23 protein-coding genes, 1 other RNA gene and 1 pseudogene are annotated in these 21416 nt (G+C 55.7%); 11 read left to right on the top strand and 14 right to left on the bottom strand.

All coding sequences use genetic code 11. From position 1 onward, the window contains the following. Positions 1-24: 24 nt before the first annotated feature. Positions 25-771 carry a sulfotransferase family 2 domain-containing protein gene (locus tag Abci_RS03495; protein WP_052944757.1) on the top strand — a complete coding sequence of 249 codons (747 nt, stop codon included), beginning with the start codon at positions 25-27 and terminating at the stop codon, positions 769-771. Between the two features lie 366 nt (positions 772-1137). On the opposite strand, the gene Abci_RS03490 is transcribed toward Abci_RS03495, so the two are convergent. After that, positions 1138-1275, bottom strand: coding sequence for a hypothetical protein (locus Abci_RS03490; protein ID WP_158319772.1), 138 nt, complete (start codon positions 1273-1275; stop codon positions 1138-1140). Positions 1276-1412: 137 nt separating this feature from the next. On the opposite strand from Abci_RS03490, the gene Abci_RS03485 reads away from it, so the two are divergent. Both Abci_RS03485 and Abci_RS03480 read left to right on the top strand, forming a co-directional pair. Then, positions 1413-2192: a response regulator transcription factor gene (locus tag Abci_RS03485; protein ID WP_084597500.1), complete on the top strand. Its 780-nt coding sequence runs from the start codon at positions 1413-1415 to the stop codon at positions 2190-2192. Then, a complete protein-coding gene (locus Abci_RS03480; protein WP_244877571.1) occupies positions 2192-3562 on the top strand; it encodes an ATP-binding protein in 1371 nt (456 codons plus the stop codon). The genes Abci_RS03485 and Abci_RS03480 overlap by 1 nt, the downstream gene beginning before the upstream one ends. A gap of 19 nt (positions 3563-3581) precedes the next feature. On the opposite strand, the gene Abci_RS03475 is transcribed toward Abci_RS03480, so the two are convergent. Continuing rightward, entirely contained in the window at positions 3582-4349 is a 768-nt protein-coding gene (locus Abci_RS03475) for a glycosyltransferase family 2 protein (RefSeq protein ID WP_048837761.1), read from the bottom strand. Further along, positions 4346-5896 carry a CgeB family protein gene (locus tag Abci_RS03470; protein ID WP_048837760.1) on the bottom strand — a complete coding sequence of 517 codons (1551 nt, stop codon included), beginning with the start codon at positions 5894-5896 and terminating at the stop codon, positions 4346-4348. The genes Abci_RS03475 and Abci_RS03470 overlap by 4 nt, the downstream gene beginning before the upstream one ends. Before the next feature lie 371 nt (positions 5897-6267). Here Abci_RS03470 and Abci_RS14130 point away from each other — a divergent pair, with 371 nt between their 5' ends. Continuing rightward, entirely contained in the window at positions 6268-6717 is a 450-nt protein-coding gene (locus Abci_RS14130) for a hypothetical protein (RefSeq protein ID WP_244877570.1), read from the top strand. Positions 6718-6884: 167 nt separating this feature from the next. On the opposite strand, the gene Abci_RS03460 is transcribed toward Abci_RS14130, so the two are convergent. From Abci_RS03460 to Abci_RS03450, 3 genes are all read right to left on the bottom strand, one after another. Beyond that, positions 6885-8384 carry an amino acid permease gene (locus Abci_RS03460; protein ID WP_048837759.1) on the bottom strand — a complete coding sequence of 500 codons (1500 nt, stop codon included), beginning with the start codon at positions 8382-8384 and terminating at the stop codon, positions 6885-6887. A 243-nt stretch (positions 8385-8627) separates the two neighbouring features. Next, positions 8628-9713 carry a DNA polymerase IV gene (gene dinB, locus Abci_RS03455; protein WP_048837758.1) on the bottom strand — a complete coding sequence of 362 codons (1086 nt, stop codon included), beginning with the start codon at positions 9711-9713 and terminating at the stop codon, positions 8628-8630. A gap of 162 nt (positions 9714-9875) precedes the next feature. Then, a complete protein-coding gene (locus tag Abci_RS03450; protein WP_052944756.1) occupies positions 9876-10502 on the bottom strand; it encodes a hypothetical protein in 627 nt (208 codons plus the stop codon). A gap of 167 nt (positions 10503-10669) precedes the next feature. Between Abci_RS03450 and Abci_RS03445 the strand changes: the two genes are divergently transcribed. Beyond that, complete coding sequence (locus Abci_RS03445; protein ID WP_048837757.1) at positions 10670-11746, top strand: quinone-dependent dihydroorotate dehydrogenase; 1077 nt, start codon at positions 10670-10672, stop codon at positions 11744-11746. 17 nt (positions 11747-11763) lie between these two features. Continuing rightward, on the top strand, positions 11764-12615 hold the full coding sequence (locus tag Abci_RS03440; protein WP_048837920.1) for a TIGR01459 family HAD-type hydrolase: 852 nt from the start codon (positions 11764-11766) through the stop codon (positions 12613-12615). A gap of 121 nt (positions 12616-12736) precedes the next feature. Here the strand turns inward: Abci_RS03440 and Abci_RS03435 are convergent, their stop codons facing one another. The 5 genes and pseudogenes from Abci_RS03435 to Abci_RS03415 all read right to left on the bottom strand — a co-directional run bounded on the left by Abci_RS03435 (position 12737) and on the right by Abci_RS03415 (position 14924). Then, on the bottom strand, positions 12737-13552 hold the full coding sequence (locus tag Abci_RS03435; RefSeq protein WP_048837756.1) for a TIGR00282 family metallophosphoesterase: 816 nt from the start codon (positions 13550-13552) through the stop codon (positions 12737-12739). A 24-nt stretch (positions 13553-13576) separates the two neighbouring features. Next, entirely contained in the window at positions 13577-14164 is a 588-nt protein-coding gene (locus Abci_RS03430) for a 5-formyltetrahydrofolate cyclo-ligase (RefSeq protein ID WP_048837755.1), read from the bottom strand. Continuing rightward, a non-coding RNA gene (ssrS, locus tag Abci_RS03425) (6S RNA) lies at positions 14151-14307 on the bottom strand. The genes Abci_RS03430 and ssrS overlap by 14 nt, the downstream gene beginning before the upstream one ends. 153 nt (positions 14308-14460) lie before the next feature. Further along, a pseudogene (locus Abci_RS14125) lies at positions 14461-14655 on the bottom strand (cell division protein ZapA); the annotation flags it as partial. 2 nt (positions 14656-14657) lie between these two features. Next, complete coding sequence (locus tag Abci_RS03415) at positions 14658-14924, bottom strand: hypothetical protein (RefSeq protein WP_048837753.1); 267 nt, start codon at positions 14922-14924, stop codon at positions 14658-14660. Positions 14925-14987: 63 nt separating this feature from the next. Here Abci_RS03415 and Abci_RS03410 point away from each other — a divergent pair, with 63 nt between their 5' ends. The 4 genes from Abci_RS03410 to Abci_RS03395 all read left to right on the top strand — a co-directional run bounded on the left by Abci_RS03410 (position 14988) and on the right by Abci_RS03395 (position 17654). Further along, the gene (locus tag Abci_RS03410) at positions 14988-15476 is read left to right on the top strand and encodes a hypothetical protein (RefSeq protein ID WP_146806880.1); all 489 of its coding nucleotides are present in this window, start codon (positions 14988-14990) and stop codon (positions 15474-15476) included. Positions 15477-15509: 33 nt separating this feature from the next. Next, positions 15510-16424: a class I fructose-bisphosphate aldolase gene (locus Abci_RS03405; RefSeq protein WP_048837751.1), complete on the top strand. Its 915-nt coding sequence runs from the start codon at positions 15510-15512 to the stop codon at positions 16422-16424. 44 nt (positions 16425-16468) lie between these two features. Beyond that, positions 16469-17083, top strand: coding sequence for a thiamine phosphate synthase (locus tag Abci_RS03400; RefSeq protein ID WP_048837750.1), 615 nt, complete (start codon positions 16469-16471; stop codon positions 17081-17083). A gap of 133 nt (positions 17084-17216) precedes the next feature. Further along, a complete protein-coding gene (locus Abci_RS03395) occupies positions 17217-17654 on the top strand; it encodes a DUF2501 domain-containing protein (protein WP_048837749.1) in 438 nt (145 codons plus the stop codon). A gap of 112 nt (positions 17655-17766) precedes the next feature. Here Abci_RS03395 and Abci_RS03390 read toward each other — a convergent pair whose 3' ends face one another. From Abci_RS03390 to epmA, 3 genes are all read right to left on the bottom strand, one after another. Further along, positions 17767-18801 carry a fasciclin domain-containing protein gene (locus tag Abci_RS03390; RefSeq protein WP_244877569.1) on the bottom strand — a complete coding sequence of 345 codons (1035 nt, stop codon included), beginning with the start codon at positions 18799-18801 and terminating at the stop codon, positions 17767-17769. Continuing rightward, entirely contained in the window at positions 18791-19207 is a 417-nt protein-coding gene (locus Abci_RS03385) for a hypothetical protein (protein ID WP_048837748.1), read from the bottom strand. Before Abci_RS03385 ends, Abci_RS03390 begins: the two co-directional genes overlap by 11 nt. Before the next feature lie 85 nt (positions 19208-19292). Then, positions 19293-20345, bottom strand: coding sequence for an EF-P lysine aminoacylase EpmA (gene epmA, locus Abci_RS03380; RefSeq protein ID WP_048837747.1), 1053 nt, complete (start codon positions 20343-20345; stop codon positions 19293-19295). A 20-nt stretch (positions 20346-20365) separates the two neighbouring features. Between epmA and Abci_RS03375 the strand changes: the two genes are divergently transcribed. Next, positions 20366-21415, top strand: coding sequence for a lysine-2,3-aminomutase-like protein (locus Abci_RS03375; protein WP_048837746.1), 1050 nt, complete (start codon positions 20366-20368; stop codon positions 21413-21415). The last annotated feature ends 1 nt before the right edge of the window (position 21416 follow it).

The following is a 21416-nucleotide window of genomic DNA, read 5'->3' as shown; positions in this document are numbered from 1 at the left end:
CCTTGTTTGTTCGGGATAGTCCTTATGTCTTCAGTCCTACACCATGTTCGTAACCACTTGCAGGAAACCCGCAAACGCACATTGCAGCAGCTTTGTGGGGTTACTCTGCATAGTGACCTGCAGGAACGTTATATGGACTGGCGGCTTCCTGTGCCATTGAGCAAGCAACGACTGGAGCGTTTGGATCTGATCCGTAAAGCGGGGGCCCTGTTCATTCATGTCCCCAAAAATGCGGGTACAGCGCTCTCGCATAGCTTGTATGGCTGTACCATGCGGCATGAGAGTATTCGGTATTACCAGACTCATGCGCCCGACATTATAAGCACGCTCCCAAGCTTTGCTTTGTGGCGTGATCCTGTTGAACGTTTTTTGTCAGCCTATGATTTTATCCGCAATGGCGGGGGCAGCCATGTGACATTGCACCCCAGTTTTGTGGCACGTTATGCAGACCTGACAACGCTGGACCTGATGATAGAGTATGTGGAGAGTGCGTCTTCCATTTATAAGTTAGACCACGTATTGCGCCCGCAGAACTGGTATGTAACGGACCGGAATGGGGATCTGGCTGTACAGATGATGTTTGATATAAAGCACATAAACAGGGTGTCCTGTTTTGTGCCTGCGCTGGCGGGGTGTGAGATTAAAAAAATCAATACAACCCAACGTTTTACAATGGCACTCACACCCAGTCAGGACGAGAAAATCCGGGATTTGTACCGGGCAGATTACGCGTTGCAGCGGCATCTGAAATGCACGCAAATGGTCTCCTGACACAGCAGAATTTTCAAAAATAGCAGATATGAAAAAGAGTGTATTTGTTGCGGAATATCATTGTTTTTCATGTTTGACATATATGTAGGGTAATACCCCTCTTGCCCTATTCAGTCGTTTTTTTTGTTCTTATGGTCTGTTCTGGATAAATGCGAGGGGACTGGTCTTCTCACCTTTTCAGGTAAGGGTTTTACCATGATCAAAAAAGCAGTTCTTCTCGTTGCAGCGCTAGGTCTTGTTGCTCCCGTTGTCTCTCACGCGGAAGAAAATTCGCACCGCCACGCTCATAATGACAGCAGGGACGGTAACTCTGACTCTAATGAGTCAAGCCAGAACTTCTCCGGCCGTCATGGGAATAAGAACGGGTCAGATACCACTGATCGGCGCGGCAACCGTCATGGCGAACACCGCAAAAATGACAATAACGGCAGGGACCAGCGTAACACCACAGGCGATAACACTGACCGCCGTGGACCCAACACTCACGATGACCAAAACGACCACAACTAATCCAGCGCTAGCGTCATGAAAAAGGCGGGTGCCTTCTGGTTGGGGGCCCGGTTTTTTCTTGTTTTTCCGCTAAAAACTTATAGAGTTTCGGGAAGAAAGAGTAAGCACGTCGGAATGAGATTTTGCTAGCTGTGTCACATATCTCCCGTTCGTCATCTACACTGCCCGAGGGGTATGAGGCCGTGACACAACCGCAGCAAGATATACATATCCTGATTGTAGAAGACGATCCTGAAATTTGCGGTCTTCTCAAAAGGTTTCTGCAAAAACTGGGCTACACGGTCTCCACCGCGCTTAATCTTGCCGGCGTCGAGACCTTACAGAAAAGCCACTCCATTGACCTCGCTTTGCTCGATATCATGCTGCCGGATGAAGATGGCTATGCTCTTTGCCAGCATCTGCGCCAGACATCTGAAGCACGTATCATTATGGTCAGTGCGTTAAGTGACATCCATGATCGTATTTCCGGCCTTGATCTTGGGGCGGATGATTACGTAGCCAAACCGTTTGATCTGGAAGAGCTTGCCGCACGCATCCGTGCCGTGTTGCGTCGGCCGCAGTCTGAAAGAGTAGCCCCTGCTGCATCCGCTGCCGTGCAGCACTATCGTTTTGATAACTGGGTTTTTGAACCCTCAAAGCGTGCGCTTTATGGCAAGACCGGTATTCGGGTTGCGCTGACAGGGTCCGAGACAGACCTTTTACTGGCGCTTTGCCAGAATGCACACCACGTCTTTAACCGTACGGAACTGCTCAGCCTGATCCGTGGGGACGAAAAAAATGTGGACTCCCGCGCCATTGATCTTCTGGTCAGCCGTTTGCGGCGCAAGCTGTCTCATGAAGGACGCCAGCTTGAACTCATCCGAACCATTCGGGGCGGCGGCTATGTTTTTGATCCCGATGATACAAAATAATGAGCAAAAGGCGGCATTTTTTTCCACGCACCATTTATGGGCAGATGGTTGCGCTGGTCTCCTTATGCATGTTCATCACGCTTGGGGTTACCTCCCTGCTGCTATATGCGTTTCGTCCCTTGGTGCCTCCCCCTCTGCCGCCCGGGCCCTTCACAAATATTCTTGCTGTTGAGACCGGAATTCAGGCCCTTCAGGCTGCACCGCCAGAGGTCAGAGCGACCATGGCGGACAAAATGTCAGGTGCAGAGGTAACATTTGTCATTGGCAAGGATGCTGCCTGTCAGCACGTGCCAACAGACCATATGGCAACCTTTATTCGCAACATGCTGGTGTATCGCGGCAATTTGGGACCATACCCAATCCATGCCCAAAGCTGTGCGCCACAGGTTGGGGATGGTCTGCTGGCCTCTCTCTTTCTGCCGCATGACAATATCAGTGTGATTGTGTTTGATCGGCACCCCCATCATTTTGGCCATATGATGCGGTGGACAATGCCGCTGACAATTTCCTTACTGTTTCTGGTGACCATTACACTGGCGCTGACGTTCTGGAGTATCTGGCACATCAGCAGGCCCTTGCGAAACATTGCTATTCAGGCAGACGCTTTCGGTTATGACAGCACGCCTGAACCGTTGCCCCAGCAAGGTCCTACCGAGGTCCGCCGTCTCACGCACGCTTTCAATAGAATGCAGGCGCGCATTGCTGCCTCTACCGAGGAGCGGACACGGATGTTGATTGCTATTGGGCACGACCTGCGCACACCACTGACGCGTCTGTTCATAAGGCTGGAGCTTGGGGGAGAAGAGGCCTCTCCCGCAGCTATGAAGCATGACCTTACACTTATGAAAAAAATGCTGAATGGCGCACTCCATTTTCTGCGTGAACAGACCGATGCTGAAAGCGCGCAAGAGATTGACCTGGCTTCCCAGCTTGAAGCCTTGTGCCATGAATTCAGTGTTGTGGGGCATAACATTGCCTATAAAGGCCCTGTTTATCAAACCTGCGTCTGCCAGCCGACGGCTCTGGAGCGGGCGCTCAGTAATCTGATTGAAAACGGCCTGAAATACGGAAAGGAAGTGGAGATCACTCTTGGGAGTGATGGTCAGTATGCGGTGATAGATATTTGCGATAACGGGCCGGGTATTCCGGCACATCTTCTGGAAAAAGCACGTTTGCCCTTTTCCCGGCTGGATCCGGCCCGCTCTCTGGATGGAGGTTTGGGGCTTGGGCTTTCCATTGCAGATGCCATTATTACCCGCAACAGGGGGCAACTGACTTTGGGTGCAGCACAACCGCACGGGCTGTGCGCTCGCGTAAAGCTGCCTCTCGCGGCAAAGCAGCCCAAGAAAGCTCTGGCCGAAAAGGGTTAGCCCGCAAACACTGCGGTGCTTATGCTTTTGGAGCCGGGTGGCGGAAAGCCATAATCAGTTCAAGGCGTTCATGAGCAATCAGCGCCTCCCGCGCTGTGCGGGAGGAATCATGCACGCGGTAACGACAGAGAATTTCCGGCAGGTATCCCGGCTCTAGTCCGTTATCAATAAACTTCATCCAAAAATCGTAGTCTTCCCATCCGTCTTCAATATGAGAAAAGCCACCAAGGCGCTGCCACACATCCCTGCGGACAAGCGCCATGACATCAATATAATTGGCTTTACGCATAAGGGCCGTGTCCCACATGTCTGCCCGGCCTATGCCTGTCCTGTCTCCAAACTCTTCTAACTGGCAATAAACAGCGGGAAATTTACCACGCGTCAGGGCATCGTAATGCTTGGCCAGCGCTGTGGGATACAGAGAGTTATCCGCATCCATAATGAACACACTCTCACCCAGAGCATACTCAAACGCGACATTGCGTGAAAAAGAGGGACCCTGATTATAGGGGTTCACCAGAAACGATACGCGGTAAAAACGGTCTTTATGCTCTTCCAGCCACGGGAGGAGGGTGGCCTGTGTCTCGGGGTCTGTGGAGGCGTCATCTACAATAATCAGGTCAAGGGCATCATGCGTCTGGTCCACCAGAGAGTTCAGGCATTCCAGAATAAACTGCGTATAGTTATAATTGGTCACGCAAATGCTGATGAGGTCTGCTGGTACACGGCCTTTCTTTTTATGCTGAAAAACACACTCGGCTGGTGGATCCCAAGGGTTAAGGGTCATGGCGTAGCACTCCACACAGAAGAGATATAGCAAAGCAGGTCATGGTTTTTGGTCTGCCTGAGTGATGTATTGGCAAAAATTCTAAAGGCGTTCTTTTGTATTCGCCTGCTTTCCTTCTCCCCGTCCGGTGTGTTCAGGAGCCATTCAATCAGATTGGGCATATGGCGACCGGACTCGACCAAGTAATGCTCTCCATTTTTATAGAGAGGATGGGGGAAGCACTCTTCGGTCACAACAACAGCGCCGGAGGCCATGCCTTGACGGGCAATGCGGTGCCATTCAAAAAAATGGTTATCGTCCCGGTGTACGTTCAGGAAAATTTTTGAGTTCTCAGCCACATAACGGGGTAGGCGCGCCAATATGTCATATTGGCCCTCTGTGGTGAGCGGCCCGTCGGTTTTTCGGTAGTACAGAAAGCAGGTATAGTCGGAGAAGAAAGCGGCCTGACGGGCAAAAAATTTCTCGCGGTTGGCAGAGCTGTTACCAAAAAAGCTGACATCAATAGCGCGCTCCGCAATGGGCTTGAGCGGCGTAGAACCGCTTTGCGCGGCGTCTGGCAGCACACGAAAAAAAGGATGTGTTTTATCTGCGGGTTTCAGGCGGGCTTTCTGCACTTTGGGGATTGGGTCAAAATGAAAGACATTCAGCCCGATATCTGCAAAGGCCTGAAGGTTCTGCACACAGATATCTATAACACCAGCAGACATCAGGCAGTAAATCAGCCCGCGTGTAAACCAGAGCGTCTGGGGTTGCTCTGTATTGAACATGATGGCCTGTTCAAGAATATGGTCCTGTTTCCAGTGTTCGCTGCCTTCCAGAAAGAAGAATTCATGCGGCGCACAGAAAATACAAAGATCAGGCTTATCTGAAAGAGGTGTTTTTTCTGTCATGAGGTGTGCAGTCAGGCCTGCTTGGCTGAGATAGTCCTGAAGCAGTTCGGCAAGTTCATGAATAAAGGAATTGCCAGCCGAGTGGTAAAAAACTCCCACTGTTTGCGGCAGCTGGCCAACAGTGCGGGTTGTGTCGGGTTTATAGGCCGTAGGTTTTTTGCATTCCCGGCCAAAATACTGAGCCATATTGTAAGGGCACAAAATATCCCGCCCTTCTCCAATGCCATATAATAACGCGTGGCGGGTAGGGGATATGCCTGAGAATTTTAAAGTAGGATTGACAGTTCTGTAGTAATCGGGGCTGAAAAACGAATATTCCTTGAATTTGGTATAGCATTTCGTGAGCATATCATGGGAATAGTTCTGCAATAGACCCTTTTCGAAAAAATGAGTGCTCTCATTGTTTCTTAAATAATGAGCAAAGGGATTTTCTTCTTTCTTAATGACAGCATGAAAGAGATTTTTATAGATTTCCGTGTTAAAGAACTCGTTAGGGTTCTTCTTCTCACGGCACCCGAACAGCACATAATGAATAATCGGATCCAGCCCAGTTGTCTGTGTCTCCGGGTAGGTGCTGGTATAGAACTCTGTATTGAACTGGCCTGACTCAAGAATCGTCCGGATATCTTTTGTGTTCCAGGATGTCAGCGTTGTCATTACGAGCCTTATAAAATTCTGATGTCTTGCAGCAGTGAAATCGTCGGTCTGTTCACTCTATCGTAGGAGGGAACAGAGACGACAAAAAGGCTTTTTACACATTATTTTTTGTTGGCCGCTTTTTCAAGTTGGTGGGTCAAGGTGCAGGGTGTTTTTTTAACCGTACATTAATATTAATGTTAAAAGTATTACGCTTTAGAGTAACGATTATCAAAGGCAGGCCCGCAATATCGGCTGGGTACTCTATAGAATATGCCAAGCATGAAGCATAAAACTGTGCTGAGAGGAGCAAAGGCGCTGGACAAACAGAAGAAGAATTTACTAAGAAAAGCGAGGCAATCAACACGGTGAGTGGAATTATGACAGGGCGAGTGAGTAAAGATAAAGTGCGGGCAAAACGCGTTACGAAACCGAAAGAAGTAGCGGCAGAACGTCCCGCTCGTCGTGTCGGTACAGTCAAGAAAGTAACCAAGGCTGCTCCTGCACACGAACCAGAAGAACTGGACGTAAACTTTACGGGCTTGCTGGATGAGGCGGACCTGTTCGCAGAAAAAGCTGTTGCAGTGAGCATCACGGAAGCAGAGGCGGCTATTGCGTTTGACGGACTGTGGTATTTGTCCGTGTATCCTGATGTGCGTGACGCAGGTATTGAACCGGTCGAGCATTTTCTGACGCATGGTATGGATGAAGGCCGTAATCCAAACCCGCATTTTGATGGTGCAGCTTATATTAAAGCGAACCCTGATATTGAGGCATTCCCCTTCGGTCCGTTCATGCATTATGTGTGCTTCGGTTTCCGGGAAAAGCGCCCTCTTCGCTAAAGGCTGGCAAGAGTAGCAGCCAAACGGCATAAAACACGGCTACTGTGTTTGAGAATGAGGCCAGCCTGTAAAGGCTGGCTTTTTCTTTATGGAGAGAGCAACTTTCCTAAAGGCTGTTGGTGTAGCTGTGCGCCAGCCTGCCCGATGTGGAAAGGTGGTGCAGCGTGTTAGCGTGGTTTTCTACGGGTCTCAGGGGCTTCCAGCAGGTCTTCCGTTAACTGAATGGAAGGAACTGTCTGTGGCACCGCATCATGGTCTGGTGTGTGGCGGAAGACCTTCCATCCAATAACCAGCAGGCAGGCAATAACTGGCAGAGCACAGAAGCTCCATGTGCCGTTCGGGTAGTCAAATGCCATCATCACTAAAACAGTTGCATAAAATGCCAGCGTCAGCCATGCCGTCACCGGAGCACCCGGCATGGGGAAGGACGTTGCAGGTATTTTACCTGCTTGAATGCCTTGCCGCAGTTTGATCTGGCACAGGACAATAAAGGTCCATGTGCCCAGAATGCCAATTGAAGAAATATTCAGCACAATCTCAAATATCTGGGCTGGCAGAAAATAGTTCAGCACCACGCCCACCAGATAAATGGACACAGTTGTGAGGATAGCGGCACTGGGTATGGCGTTGCGGTTCATGCGGGTCAGATAACGTGGGGCGGACCCATCCAGCGCAAGTGCCCGCAAAATGCGGCCTGTGGAATAAAGGCCGGAATTGAGGCTGGATAAGGCAGCGGTCAGCACAACAATATTCATAATGCTGTCGATGCCGGGAATACCCAGATTGGCAAAAAATGTCACAAACGGGCTCACACCCGCTTTGTAGCTGTTCCAGGGCAGCAGCAGAACAAGCAACGTAATGGTGCCAACATAAAACAGCGCAATGCGCCACATAACGGTGTTGATGGCTTTGGGGAGAACGGTTTCCACGTCCTCACACTCCCCGGCAGCGGTACCAACCAGTTCAATGGCCGCATAGGCAAAGACCACACCCTGCACCAGAACCAGAGCTGGTAAGACACCATGCGGAAAAATGCCGCCATTTTCGCTAATCAGGTGAAAACCCGGCATCTGTCCGCCCACGGGCATCCGCAGGCCCAGTACCGCAGACCCGACAATTAGAAATGCAACCAGCGCCCCAACCTTGATAATGGAAAACCAGAATTCCATTTCCCCAAACCAGCGCACGCCAATCATGTTCATGCCGGTAATAAGCAGCAGGGCCACCAAGGCAAAAACCCATTGCGGCACGGCGTCAAACGTACCCCAGAAATGCATGTAAAGGGCTACCGCCGTAATATCGGCAATGCCCGCCATGGCCCAGTTCATGAACGCCATGGACCCGGCAATGTAAGAGGCCTTGGGGCCAAGGAACTCCTGCGCGTAGGACACAAAACTGCCGCTTGTCGGGCGGTGCATGACCAGCTCACCCATTGCGCGCAGCATCAGAAAAGCAAAAACACCGCATAGCAGATACACCAGAGCCAGTGATGGCCCAATCTGCTGCAACCGTGCCCCGGCCCCTAGAAACAGCCCTGTCCCAATAGCACCGCCAATCGAGATCATTTGCATCTGACGTTTGCCAAGACCGCGATGATAGCCTTCAGACGTCAGTGTGCTGCCGGTCTTATGCTGCGTAACAGGAGAGGAAGGGGCAGACTGAGGCATTCAGGCATCCTTACTGGGTGCGGAGTGTCTTTCCGTCTAGGCAGGTACCTATGCGGAATACTCCACAAGGCTATGGAAGCCATGCGGAGCGCATGCTGTAAGTCTCAAACCCTGTTTGAAAAATACAACGAGTTCAGTGCGGAAAGACAATAATCCGGATGAGAGTCAAAGTGTTCTGGTGAGGTGTTCTTAATACCAAATGAAAAAGCAGAACAAGTCTTGCGCCATTTTTTGCTCTTTGACTTACAGATCTGCCAACAGCGAGAGTTGGGTCTCGATTGTGGGGTTCTGCGTATCATCCAGCGCTGAAAGGGTCAGGCCCAGCAGGCGCACACTGCGAGGCAACGGCAGTAGGGGGGCTAGAAGAAAACGGCCAGTCTCCGCCAGCTGGGGGGCACCCCGCACAAGGCTGGTCAGGGATGTGCTGCGGGTAAGCTGTGTAAAGTCATCATATTTGAGCTTTAGTGTAACCGTCCGCCCGGAAATCTGGCGTTTTGTGCAGGCCGCCCACACGTTTTCTGCAAGAGTCTGCAATGCGGTATGCAGGTCCGCCTCGGCGCGGATATCACGGCCAAAAGTCGTCTCCTTGCCCAAAGATTTTCTGGGCCTGTCCACTTCAACGGGCCGCTCATCCACACCACGCGCAATGCCGTAATAAAAGGACGCTGCTTTGCCAAAATGGCGGTTGAGCACGGCAAGCGGTTGTGTGCGCAGGTCTGCGCCTGTGTAAATGCCAAGTGCTGTCATGCGGGCGGCAGTTGCTGGGCCAATGCCATGGAAAGAGGAAACGGGCAGTGGTGCCACAAAGGCCTCACCGGCACCGGGGGGAATAACATATTGCCCGTTTGGCTTACGGTAGTCAGACGCCAGTTTGGCCAGAAATTTGTTGTAAGAAATACCGGCAGAGGCCGTCAGCCCCGTTTCCGCCAGAATGGCCGCCCGGATTTCCTGTGCAATGGCGGTGGCAGAAGGCCGGGGCAGTAAAGGGGCTGTGACGTCCAGATAAGCTTCATCCAAGGAGAGCGGCTGGATGAGCGGCGTATAGCGCGCAAAAATGGCATGAATCTGCTGGGAGACGGCCCGATAGACCTCAAACCGGGGCGGCACAAACACAAGCGCCGGGCATTTACGTTTGGCCACGACGGATGGCATGGCAGAGCGCACGCCAAATTTGCGGGCCTCGTAACTGGCAGCGGCCACGACTCCCCGTTCCTGGCTACGGCCAACAGCAACTGGAAGCCCCCGCACGGACGGGTTGTCCCTTTGCTCTACAGAGGCATAGAACGCATCCATATCAATGTGAATAATGCGGCGCACAGGCTGGCTCATGGTGGCCAGCCTATCACAAAACTACCTGTTCTGTAGATCCATCCCCCTATTGGGAGGCAGGCTTTCACGCAGCACGCTTGCCGCCCCATGAATGCGTGTCTTGGCCGTCCGGAAAAAGTCTTTGCGTGCGCGACCAGACTGGTCTTTGGCTTTAGTGTGTCTTTAGTGTGTATAGGCTGCTGGTTGCATAGGAGCATCTTCAGTGGCGCGAAGGCCTGCGGGCCAGACCATACGCGTATTGTTAACATCCAGATCATGCCACCGGCTGAGGGAAAGTGCTGCGGCGGATGTGGTGCGTGGCCGCACTCTGGCAGAGGTGCTTCCCCACAGGACAGGCCGCGCCAATGCCGTAATGGCATGGTGGGACAACCAGTAACCAGCCCCTGCCAGACACGCGCCCAATGTTGTAATGGCGGATGTCAGCCCCGCCAGCAGGGACGGGAAGGGAATAAGCTGGTGTAGCAGGCTTTGCACGTCTCCCTCACGTTCGTTCTGGGCAGCTTCTGTTGCCAGTAGGAGGCTGTATTCTGTAGGCGTGATGGCCAGAGAACTGCCTGAGCGAATATCCAGAGACGGGATTTCCAGCGCTGCCATATGGGTCAGAGCATCCTGAAATGCCATGGAGACGGCCAGAAACTCCTGCCGGAAGCAGGGGAGAAATACCCCAAGCTGTCGGCCACAGGCGGATGGCGTGCGGGACGGGGCCTCACCGGCAAGGCGGCGAATGGTCCAGAGTGTCAGCCGTTCGCTACAGGCAAGGTCTGTCAGGTAAACAGGTGAACGTGTCATGGCGCATTCCTGAGGGGCAAAGGCCCTCATCCTCTCAAACTGTGATGATCCTCTTTTAAATGAGAACAATTCTCATTTGCAATATAAAAATGATCACCCCGCCTGTGTCTGTCGCATAGGTGGAATTTCTTCTTTTCTTGTGCCACCGCATGGGGCAGACACAGTGTATGTCTTCCCTTGCATCCCTCTCCCTCCCGCTCCTGCGGAAACTCGATCCTGAAACCGCTCATGAGATGGCGATAGATGCGCTCATGCTCGGTCTGTCCGTCCCGGTTAAGCGCCCGGTTGATGACCCGGCGCTGTCTACCCGCGCTTTGGGGCTGCGTTTTTCCAACCCCATTGGCATCGCCGCCGGGTTTGACAAAAATGCCCGTGCGGTGCGCCCGCTGGCACAGCTTGGGTTTGGTTTTGTGGAGGCTGGGACTGTCACGCCGCGCCCGCAGCTGGGTAACCCCAAACCACGCCTGTTCCGGCTGGAGGAAGACCGTGCGGTTATCAACCGTATGGGCTTTAACAATCAGGGCATAGACCGCTTTGCGGTGCGTCTGGCCCGGTTGCACCGCACGCTGCCGTCGGGCCGTGGTGGTGGGGCAGGGGCACCGGTGGGTGCTAATCTGGGAATCAACAAAACCGGCTCGGACCCGGAGCGGGATTATCCGGCACTTGTTGGCCGCGTGAAGCCGTATGTGAACTACATTGTGCTCAATGTGTCCTCCCCTAACACGCCGGGCCTGCGTGGCTTGCAGGACTCCGCCCGCCTCAAGGGTATTCTGGACGCTATTGCAGAGCGCCACCCAGAGCGGCCGCCGCTTCTGGTCAAATTGGCACCCGACCTTGAGCATGATGCCGTAGGGCCGATTGTAGAAGCAGCCATTGCCGGGGGCGCGCAGGGGTTTATTGTCTCCAACACCACGCTGGCACGCCCTGACAGTTTGCGCAGTGCGTACCGGACGGAAAGCGGTGGCCTGTCAGGCCGTCCACTCCGTAGCCGTGCTGCGGATATGCTGAAGCTGGTGGCACAGGTTGCTGCGGGCCGCATGGCGCTTGTGGGCTGCGGCGGCATTGAATCCGGCGCGGATGTGCTTGAGCGCATCCGGCTGGGGGCTGATCTGGTGCAGGTGTACAGCGCCTTTGCCTATGAAGGCCCCGCTCTTGTCAGCCGCCTGAAGCGGGAAATGCTTGAGATCATGCGGCGTGAGGGCATTGAAACATTGGATGATATCCGAGGGACAGCGCTGTCATGAGCACCACGCCTTTTGATATGCAGGCCCTGACGGGGCTGGCCCCGCTGGCCGACCAGTATGATGGTTATATTATCGACCTATGGGGCACGGTGCATGATGGCGTGCAGCCCTATCCCGGCGCAATTGAGTGCCTGAAGGCCCTGCGCGCTGCGGGCAAGCGTGTGGTCATGTTGTCCAATGCCCCGCGCCCGGCTGAAGTTGTGGCAACGCAGCTTGAGCATTTTGGCGTCAGCCGTGACCTGCATGATGGTGTCATGACCAGCGGAGAACTGGTCCGCACGCTTTTGCAGGAGCGGACAGATCCCTGGTTTGCCCGCCTTGGCCAGAAAGTGCTGCATGTTGGCGGCACGCACGACCTTGGGTTGTATGACGGGCTGGCGCTTGACCGCGTGCAGGATGCCTCTGAAGCGCAGTTTATCCTCAATACCGGTCCGGATGCTGAACGTGGAACGGACTCGGTTGACCCCTACTTGCCGGAATTGCGCGCGGGGCTGGAGCGCGGTCTGCCCATGCTATGTGCTAACCCGGATATGGTTGTGGTCAAAGGCGGCCGCCGCATGATCTGCGCTGGGGCATTAGCCTCGTTTTACGAGCAGGAAGGCGGCAATGTGAAGTGGATAGGCAAGCCTTATCCAGATGTTTACGCTCCCGTGTTTAGCATGCTGGATGTCCCGCAAAACCGCATTCTGGGTATTGGGGATGCTCTGGCTACAGATATGCGCGGTGCGGCTGTTGCCGGGATTGATGGTGCCTGGATTCTGGGCGGCATCCATCAGGAAATGATAGGCGATAACGCGGCTCTGGCGGCGGAAGAAGCCAAGGGTGCAGGTCTGCGCCCCGTTGCCTGCCTGCCGCGCCTGGTCTGGTAGGCGCAAGGCCTGCGGGCACACCAGTTACACATAAAAACCGCCTTGGTTCATCACAAGCCAAGGCGGTTTTTTTTATAAAGAGCGGGTGGCGATAGCGCTCATAAACAGAGCGGGCCTGCCCTCAAAAATCTGGCAGCGTCTGGGAAAGCAGGCCACCCTGCCGTATCGGCGCAAGACGACGAGCCAGACCCGTTGCATCATCCGTTTCCACCATAATGCCGCACAATGTGGCATCGCCTTCAGCGGGTTGCAGCCGTTCCCCAGGCATTTTGCGGATAAAGCGCGCCATGGCTGGCTCCTTGGTCATGCCTATCACGCTGTCATAGTCACCGCACATGCCTGCATCGGTCTGGAAAGCCGTGCCAGCAGGCAGAATCCGGTGGTCTGCCGTGGGTGTGTGGGTGTGCGTGCCCACGACCAGAGAAACGCGGCCATCCAGCACATTGCCAAAGGCCCATTTTTCACTGGTGGCTTCTGCATGAATATCCACCACAATGGCCTGCGTGGTCACACCAAGCCGGTGGCGGGTGAGCAGGTCAGTTACACAGCGGAACGGGTCGTCCAGCGGGTCCATGAACAGGCGTCCCATGGCGTTGACCACCAGTGCCTTACGGCCATCAGCCAGTTCAACCTGCACGCTGCCATTGCCCGGTGAGCCGGGTGGAAAGTTGATGGGGCGGATAATACGGGGTGCTGCGCTGATGTGGGGAATGAGGTCCCGCCGGTCCCAGCTATGGTTGCCCAGAGTAATCACGTCCACCCCACCGTTGAGCAGGTCTGTTGCAATACCGGGGGACAGGCCAAACCCATGGCTGGCGTTTTCTGCGTTTACAATGACCAGATCAAGGGCAAGGGTGGCGCGGAGGGTTGGTAGGCGGCTGAGCACAACCTCACGGCCGCACCGACCTACAATGTCACCTAAAAATAAAATTCTCACGCGCCTGTCTTTCCGTGTGTCCGTTCAGCCAAAATCCAGCCTCTCCTTTTCCGTCACAAGGCAGGAGAGGGGTCTGTCATACGGCCCGGTGGGAATATGGTCCACCTCCTGCACGGATAAAGCATAGCCAATTGCGGTTATGTGTGGGTGAGCCGCCAGAGTGCGGTCATAATAGCCCCCCCCATAGCCCAGCCTGTTTCCGGCCCGGTCAAACCCGACCAGCGGCACCAGCAGAACCTGTGGCACAAGGGCGGGGCCTTCCGGCACCTGTGTGCCAAACCGGCCTGGCACCATGGTGCAGTCTGGCTGCCAGACTCGAAAAGTCAGGGGGTGGCCGCGCACAGGGGTTTCCGGCAGAGCCACAATGCGCCCGGCGGCATGCAACGCGTGGCAGAGGGGGCGCAGGTCTGCCTCGTTTGGCAGGGGCCATACGCACCCAATGCTGGCAGCGGGCAACGCCAGCAGGGTGTCCGTCAGCCGCTGGCATAACTGAGCGTCCAGCGCAGGGTCATGCGCCTTCAGGGCAGCAAGGCAGCGGGCGCGAACCTGCTGCTTGGCTTCCGCCACTGCCGGAGGGTCAGATTTAAAAGAAGGGGAGTGCGGAGCCACCATGGACCGTGGAACTTTCAACCTCCAGGACCTGCTAGTGCAGGTGGGCGCCGGGTAATGTGACCAGGGCCACAACAGAGCCAGCTCCCGAGGAAGTGCTTATCGGCCCAGGGGTGTGACTTGTCTCACGCGTCGGGCAGCCCCGCACCTTCTATGTAGGCGCGCTCCAGCAATGCTGCAATAGCTTCTGCGTTCTCGGCCAAATCAGTAAGTCGTGTGGTGGCCAGGGCCTGCTCTGCGCGCATGCGTTCTACGTCCTGCACGGCCTGATTTGTGCTCTCTGGCAGAAGCTGCGCGGACAGGTCCTGAATTTCATCAGCAAGCAGAAGGGCTGCCAGAACCAGCACATGGCTTTCTCCGGTAAAGCCCATGGCCCGGACCTGCTGGGTTTTCCGTTCTACCAGCAAGGCCATGGCCTGAAGGTGGCGCTCCTGCCCGTTTTCGCACCCGACAGAATAGCTGTGCCCGTTAATACGGATTGAGGTTGTGGCCATGCTCATGTTTCTTCCGTGCCAGCAGTCTGGGCCAACGTGTCCCGCACTCGGCTTATCAGCGCGTCTACATTGGCGGCCAGTTCCTGCGCATCAAAGTTCTGACGCTGCTGGGCGTGCTTGCCTTTTTCCAGCGCAAAGGAGATTCTTTGCAACGCCCGGTCAAGGCGGGCTAACGGGTCTTCATGCTCGGCAGGCAGGGTCGTCTGAGCCTGTGTGTCGGCTGGTTCGTTTTTGTCTGGTAAAGACTGCGCCACGGCCTGGTCCTGCATTAAGTCATTGTCCTTCAGTCTTTTGAGGAATCGCCCGCAAACGCGGCTGCGTCAAGCATGGTTATGGAAAACGTTTCTGTTTTGTCACTTTTTTCGCTCCCCGACAGGCTCTTTACACTGCATGATTATGCCTCTGGTATGGCAGTCTGTCAGGCGGCACGGCAGGCGGGGGTACCTTTCTGGCAGCAGGGTAAGGCGGCGTTTGGCTTTATTTCAGCACCCGGTGCTGCGGGGTACCTGGGTGTCGTGTGGTGGCAGACCCTTATTAAGACAATAGAAAGACAGGCTAATTGCCGCTTTCCACACATACTGGATTGTGACAGAAATGCAGGATACGCCATGATGGCTGCCATGCATGAGCAAAGGCTGATTGTATTGCACAACGACTCCCCCGGAACACAGGCGGTGCGGGCGCTTTACACGCAGCGCGGCGGTCACGTTTTCATAACGCGTCCGCCATCATTTGACCTTATAGCCCCATTATCTGACGCAACGCACCTTGCCGCGCATTTCTCACAGAGCTATTGCAAAAACAGTGAACCCGCCACGTAAGAGCGGAAAACAAGCTAGAGAAGGGATCTCTCAATGACGCTTACCCCCCAGGTTAAAGCTATTCTTGACCAGTATGAGAGCGACAGTCCAGGAACCAAAACAAATCTCGCCCGCTTTCTGAACGCCGGTAAGCTGGCAGGCACGGGTAAGCTTGTTATTCTCCCGGTTGATCAGGGTTTTGAGCACGGGCCAGCCCGTTCTTTTGCAGCAAACCCTGCGGCCTATGACCCACATTATCATTTTGAACTGGCTATTGAAGCTGGTTTGAGCGGTTACGCAGCCCCTCTGGGCATGCTGGAATGTGGCGCTGCCAAATATGCCAGCGAAATTCCGCTTATTCTGAAATGCAACAGCTCCAACAGCCTTGCAACGGAAAAAGACCAGGCCGTCACCGGCACGGTTGCTGACGCCCTGCGCCTTGGCTGTGCTGGTATTGGCTTTACCATTTATCCGGGTTCTGAATACTGCTTTGAGCAGATGGAAGAATTCCGCGAACTGGCTTCTGAAGCCAAGGCAGCTGGTCTGGCTGTTATTCTGTGGAGCTACCCGCGCGGCCCGCTGCTGAACAAACCGGCAGAAACCGCTGTGGACGTTTGTGCATATGCTGCCCATATGGCTGCGCTGTGTGGCGCCCACATCATTAAAGTGAAGCCCCCGCAGGAACTGGTGGCGCTGGATGCCAACAAAGCTGCTTATGAGCAGAACAATATTGACATCTCCACCCTGCCAGCCCGTATCCGCCACGTCGTGCAGTCTTCCTTTGCTGGCCGCCGTATCGTTATCTTCTCCGGTGGTGACAAAACCGGTACGGACAACCTGCTGAGCACCATTCAGGGTATTCAGGATGGCGGCGGCTTTGGCTCCATCATCGGTCGTAACGTGTTCCAGCGCCCGAAAGCTGAAGCACTTGACCTGCTGGACAAAATCATCACCATCTTTAAAAGCTAAACACGGAAACGTGAACGCAGGATGGGCCGCGAGGGAGGGCCGTTATGACGGCAATTGAATTCTATCTCGCCACCCCCATTCTGCAGGATGGTGAGGCATTTTTGCCTGTTCTGGCGCAGGGTCTGGCACGCCAGTGCCCTGCTGCCGTGCTGCTCCGGCTGGCCGATGCGCCAGAGGCACAGCTTATCAAGATCATCAAAACAGTTCAGCCGCTTGTGCAGGGGCAGGATATTGCCCTGATGCTGCAAGACCGTCCCGCTCTGGCCCAGAAGACGGGCTGTGACGGTGTGCATCTTTCCGCCGCCTTTACGGGTGGCAGTGTGCGGGATATCCGCAAGGCGCTGGGGGATGACCTGCAGCTGGGTATAACCGTTGGCACCAGCCGGGACGCCGCCATGCGCGCGGGCGAAAGCGGCGCGGATTACGTGCTGTTCAGTGCCTCCACCGGCCCCCGTCAGGAAGATGACAACCTGACAGATGCTGAGCCGGAAAGTCTGGCTGCTCTAGTGCAGTGGTGGTGCATGATGATGGAACTGCCCGCCGTGGCCGATGTGCCGGAAGCCGCTGAACTTGCCCAGTTTGCGCAAACTGGGGTGGACTTCATTCTGCCCGGTTCCTCATTCTGGGATAAGCCGGAAGCATGGCAAGTACCCGCTTAACGCGCGGGTCAGGCCGTATTTGGCCATAGTTCAGCCACCGGCTTTTTCTATATACTCTCTTGGTTTTTTGAAAGATGGGCGCAGGGGCAATGGCCCGCTGTGGCGTCCCACTTACGGATTGAGGATGAGGCATATGCTTACAACGAAAAAATTTGCAGCGCTTGCGCTTGCGTTTGGTCTGGTTGGTGCAAACGCAGCACAGGCCCAAAGCTGGGGCAGCCTAGGTAAAGATGCCCTGTCCACCGCGACCAGCAGCGCCAAAAGTGCCGGGTCCAGCATGGTTGGCAGCATGTTGCCAAGCCTGTCTTCCAGCAGCACGGGTAATATTGCCGGTATTCTGGGCTACTGCGTGCAGAACAATGCCCTGCAGGGTGCCAAGTCAACGGCAACATCCGTGCTGAGCAACCTGACACAGAAATCTGATGTGACCTCATCCAGCGCCTATGCAGCCGGTCAGAACGGTTTGCTTCAGACAGGGGATAACCAGATGTATTCTCTGGCCAACCTTAAGGGTGAACTCAAAACCAAGCTGTGCAGCATGGTTCTGAACAAAGCTCAGTCTCTCCTCTAAGACTGTTATCTTCTCTGCCCGTAACGATAGTGCGGGCAGGGTCAGAGCATGAAAAAGGCCCGCTGGAGAGCACTCCGGCGGGCCTTTTTTAGTCAGATTGTACGGTCAATGCTCAGGGCAGTTGTAAGGCTGTTGGTGTTGTCAGGCTATCATGCCCCTGTGCTGCGGACCGGTGACCGGGCAAAGGCTGGGTTGCTGCGGACGGCACTACGGCAACGGAGGGCGGGGCCGCGTGTGCTGGCACAACCGCTTTTGCGGTCGGGGTACGAGGCGCTTTCAAAACGCGCGGCGGATGGGGCGCTTTCTGGGCTGTCACCACTGGTTTAACCGGCGGTGTAACCAGAGACTGCGTAAAATACAGCACGCCGTTGGACTGCGGAATACCGGTAACCCAGAGGCGGGAGGTCTGGCCCTCACCATTCCCGATAATTACCTGACCCGTGGGTGCGTCCACCCACGCAGAGAGCTGGCGGCCCTGAACGGTTGGCAAACCAACGGAGTGGGTGGGGGAGTTCAACGCAGCCGTCTTGATTTTGTCCAGCGGCCATTTGCCCTGCACAATGGTGTACCCCAGCAGTTGCTGGAGAGCAGTGGTATTTTGCTCGGCCATCAGGGTGCCGCCCGTCTGGGCGTCATAATGTTCCAGCGCTGAGTTGGGGGTGGCAAACACCGTATAAGGCCCGCTGCGCTGCAAAAGCTGGAGCAGCCCGGTCACGGTCAGACCACGGGTGTAGTCCGCCAGCTCGATCGAGGTGGGCAGTGTGTCGGACAAAGGCCGGTCGCAGGAGGCCGGGGTCTCAGGGTCCGGGTAGGCAATGGCACTGTCGGGCGATTTTTTATCGTCTGATGCATCGACCTTACGGGGTTCGTAGGTTCGGGTGCCAGAGACTGTCGGCATCATGTAAGTGCAGGTGGAACTGGCGGTCGTGTATACATCCTGCCGCGCATGGCTCTGGCACCCGGCCAGTCCCAGAGCAGCACCCAGTAGAACGGGGGAAACCACAAGCGGCTTGCAGCGCGCAAAAGCCGGTATGAACACAGATAAAGCCGAGGCGCGGGGGTGCCGCATGGAGGTCTCCCAGAAAGTCATGCCATGATCATAAGGCAGGAAGTGCGGCAGATCACGCTTGGCAGACTCAGCATCCATCGCCCCGCAAGGTCCATGCGGTTACAATTCCGTTTACAAGTTCAAAATTGGTCTGGCAGGTGTAGGTGTAGGCAGTGCCGGTGGATGGGCCGCCATAGCCCCAACCGCCACCCCAGCCGGGTCCGCCCCAGCCACCACCCCAACCGCCGCCCCAGCCACCGTAACCCCAGCCGCCGCCATACCCCCAGCCACCCATGCTGGTGTAATCGGTCTGCTGATTGATGTAGGACAGGAAGGTATGAGTGCCGGACGTGAATTCACGCGTGGGTACGCCGTACGTGCGGACAACATCCACAGCCTGCTTGCCGATCATGGAGTCGAGCACCCGACGTTCTTTTTCAGTGGGGACCTGACAGGCCGCCAGAGAGAGCATGCTCACCAAGAGAAACAGTTTTCTGTATGTCATGGCCAAATTCCGACAGGATGAAACATGCAGACCCGGCACGGCACCGGGCCATCTAGAACATAATATCACGGATATATTTTGCAGACTAAGCGTTTATCCACAAGACATCGTTTATGGAAGGCGTGCCGCAGGCCAGCATGACCAGTCTGTCAAAGCCCAGTGCAATGCCTGAGCACGGGGGCATGTGGGGCAGGGCTGCCAGAAGCTGCTCGTCAATCGGCCAGTCAGGGCGCTGAGGGTACTGGGCCGTGCGGGCGGCACGGTCTGCTTCAAAACGGGCACGTTGTTCGGTCGGGTCTGTCAGTTCCTCAAACGCATTCGCAAGCTCCATGCCAGAGGCATAGAGTTCAAACCGCAGCGCGACTCTGGGGTCCTGCGGGTCACGTTTTGCCAATGCTGCCTGGCTGGCAGGCCAGTGGGTCAAAAACGTAGGCCGTGTGCGGCCTATTGCAGGTTCGATTCGTTCCAGCAGCAGGCGGAAGAACAGGTCTTCCCACGTTTCTCCCTCCCGCAGCGTACAGTGTGCGGCCGCAGCCAAGGCGGCTGCATTGCCCTCAGTCGGCAATAGGTCCAGCCCCGCATGGCGCTGGAAGGCGTCCGTCATGGTCAGGCGTTCAAAAGGCTGTGTCAGATCAAGCGTGACGGATGGGCCGGCCAGAGTGGGCCTTTCCAGCGTGGGAGGAAGAACAGCTTTGATCAGGGCTTCTGTCTCAGTCATCAGCCCGTCCAGCCCCAGATGCGGGTGGTACCATTCCAGCATGGTAAATTCCGGCGCATGCAGGGCGCTGCGCTCCCCGTTACGCCACACCCGCGCAAACTGGAACACGGGCAGCCCGGTCGCGGCGACAATGCGCTTCATGGCAAATTCCGGGCTGGTATGCAGGAACAGCGGCTCCTGCTCCCTCTGTGGGGTATTCCGCACCGTGTGGAAGGGGCTGAGATGCACCTCCTCTCCCGGCACAGGCACCGCGTAGGGAGTTTCCACCTCCATAAAGCCGTGCCCTTCCAGAAAGGCGCGTATGCCGCGCTGCATGAGCCCGCGCCGATGTAAAAACGGCAGCCGGTCCCGTATATGGTCGGGGTCTGGCGTGGTGGGAGCGGTAAATAAAGCGGTGTGTGTGCTTGCAGGACTGGACATGGTGAGAGTAGAGGCGTGCCATGTCTCATTCGGTCAAGCCCCAAAATTCCACCCGTAAGCTGATCCGCACGACAGAGGAGCTTATCGCCGCCGGTCTGGCGCCTGCCAGCCAGCAGGAGGCTCTGGCCGAGGTGGCACAGCATTATGCAACAGCCATCCCTCCGGCCTTTCTTGACCTGATAGACCAGCCGACTGACCCCATAGGCCTACAGGTTATTCCTTCCCCCGATGAATTGCAGGTTACGGCAGCAGAACGCTCAGACCCCATAGGGGATAACGCGCTTTCCCCTGTGCCCGGTATTGTCCACCGCTATGCAGACCGGGCCTTGCTAAAGCCGTTGCTGGTCTGCCCGCTTTATTGTCGCTTCTGCTTCCGGCGGGAGCATGTAGGGCCGGACGGCGGTGTGCTGGATGATGCAGCCCTGGAAAATGCTCTGAACTGGCTTCGTACGCATCCGCAAATTCAGGAGGTCATTTTAACGGGCGGGGACCCTCTCATGCTCTCCCCGCGCCGGTTGGGGCATATTATGACGGCGCTGTCCGCCATGCCGCATGTCACCACTATCCGGCTGCATACCCGCGTACCAGTGGCCGCTCCGGAGCGTGTGACAGAAGCCCTGATGGACGCTCTGGAGTCTGACAAGTCTGTCTGGATGGCCGTCCATATCAACCATGTCCGTGAAATGTCGCCCGCTGCGCAGGCGTGTCTGAAGCGCCTTGTGCGGAGGGGGATCCCGCTCTTGGGCCAGTCTGTCCTGCTGCGGGGTGTGAATGATACGGAGGAAGCGCTTGAGGCCCTTTTCCGCAGCATGATTGCCGTGCGGATGCGCCCCTATTACCTGCACCAGCTTGACCCAGCCCCCGGTACAGCCCGTTTTCATGTGCCAGTGGTTGAGGGGCAGCGCCTGCTAGCAGGCCTGCGCGGGCGGGTGACGGGGCTGGCATGGCCTACCTATGTGCTGGATATTCCCGGTGGCTACGGCAAGGTGCCCCTCGGCCCCGGCTATGTGGAGGGACCAACGACCGTGCGTGACCCGGAGGGCACCCCCCACGTTCTGGACCGTCTTTAAG

Origin of the sequence: Acetobacter cibinongensis, from assembly GCF_000963925.1 — a bacterium.
In the GTDB taxonomy this organism is placed as follows: domain Bacteria; phylum Pseudomonadota; class Alphaproteobacteria; order Acetobacterales; family Acetobacteraceae; genus Acetobacter; species Acetobacter cibinongensis.
This window is presented reverse-complemented; position numbering and strand designations above follow the sequence as displayed.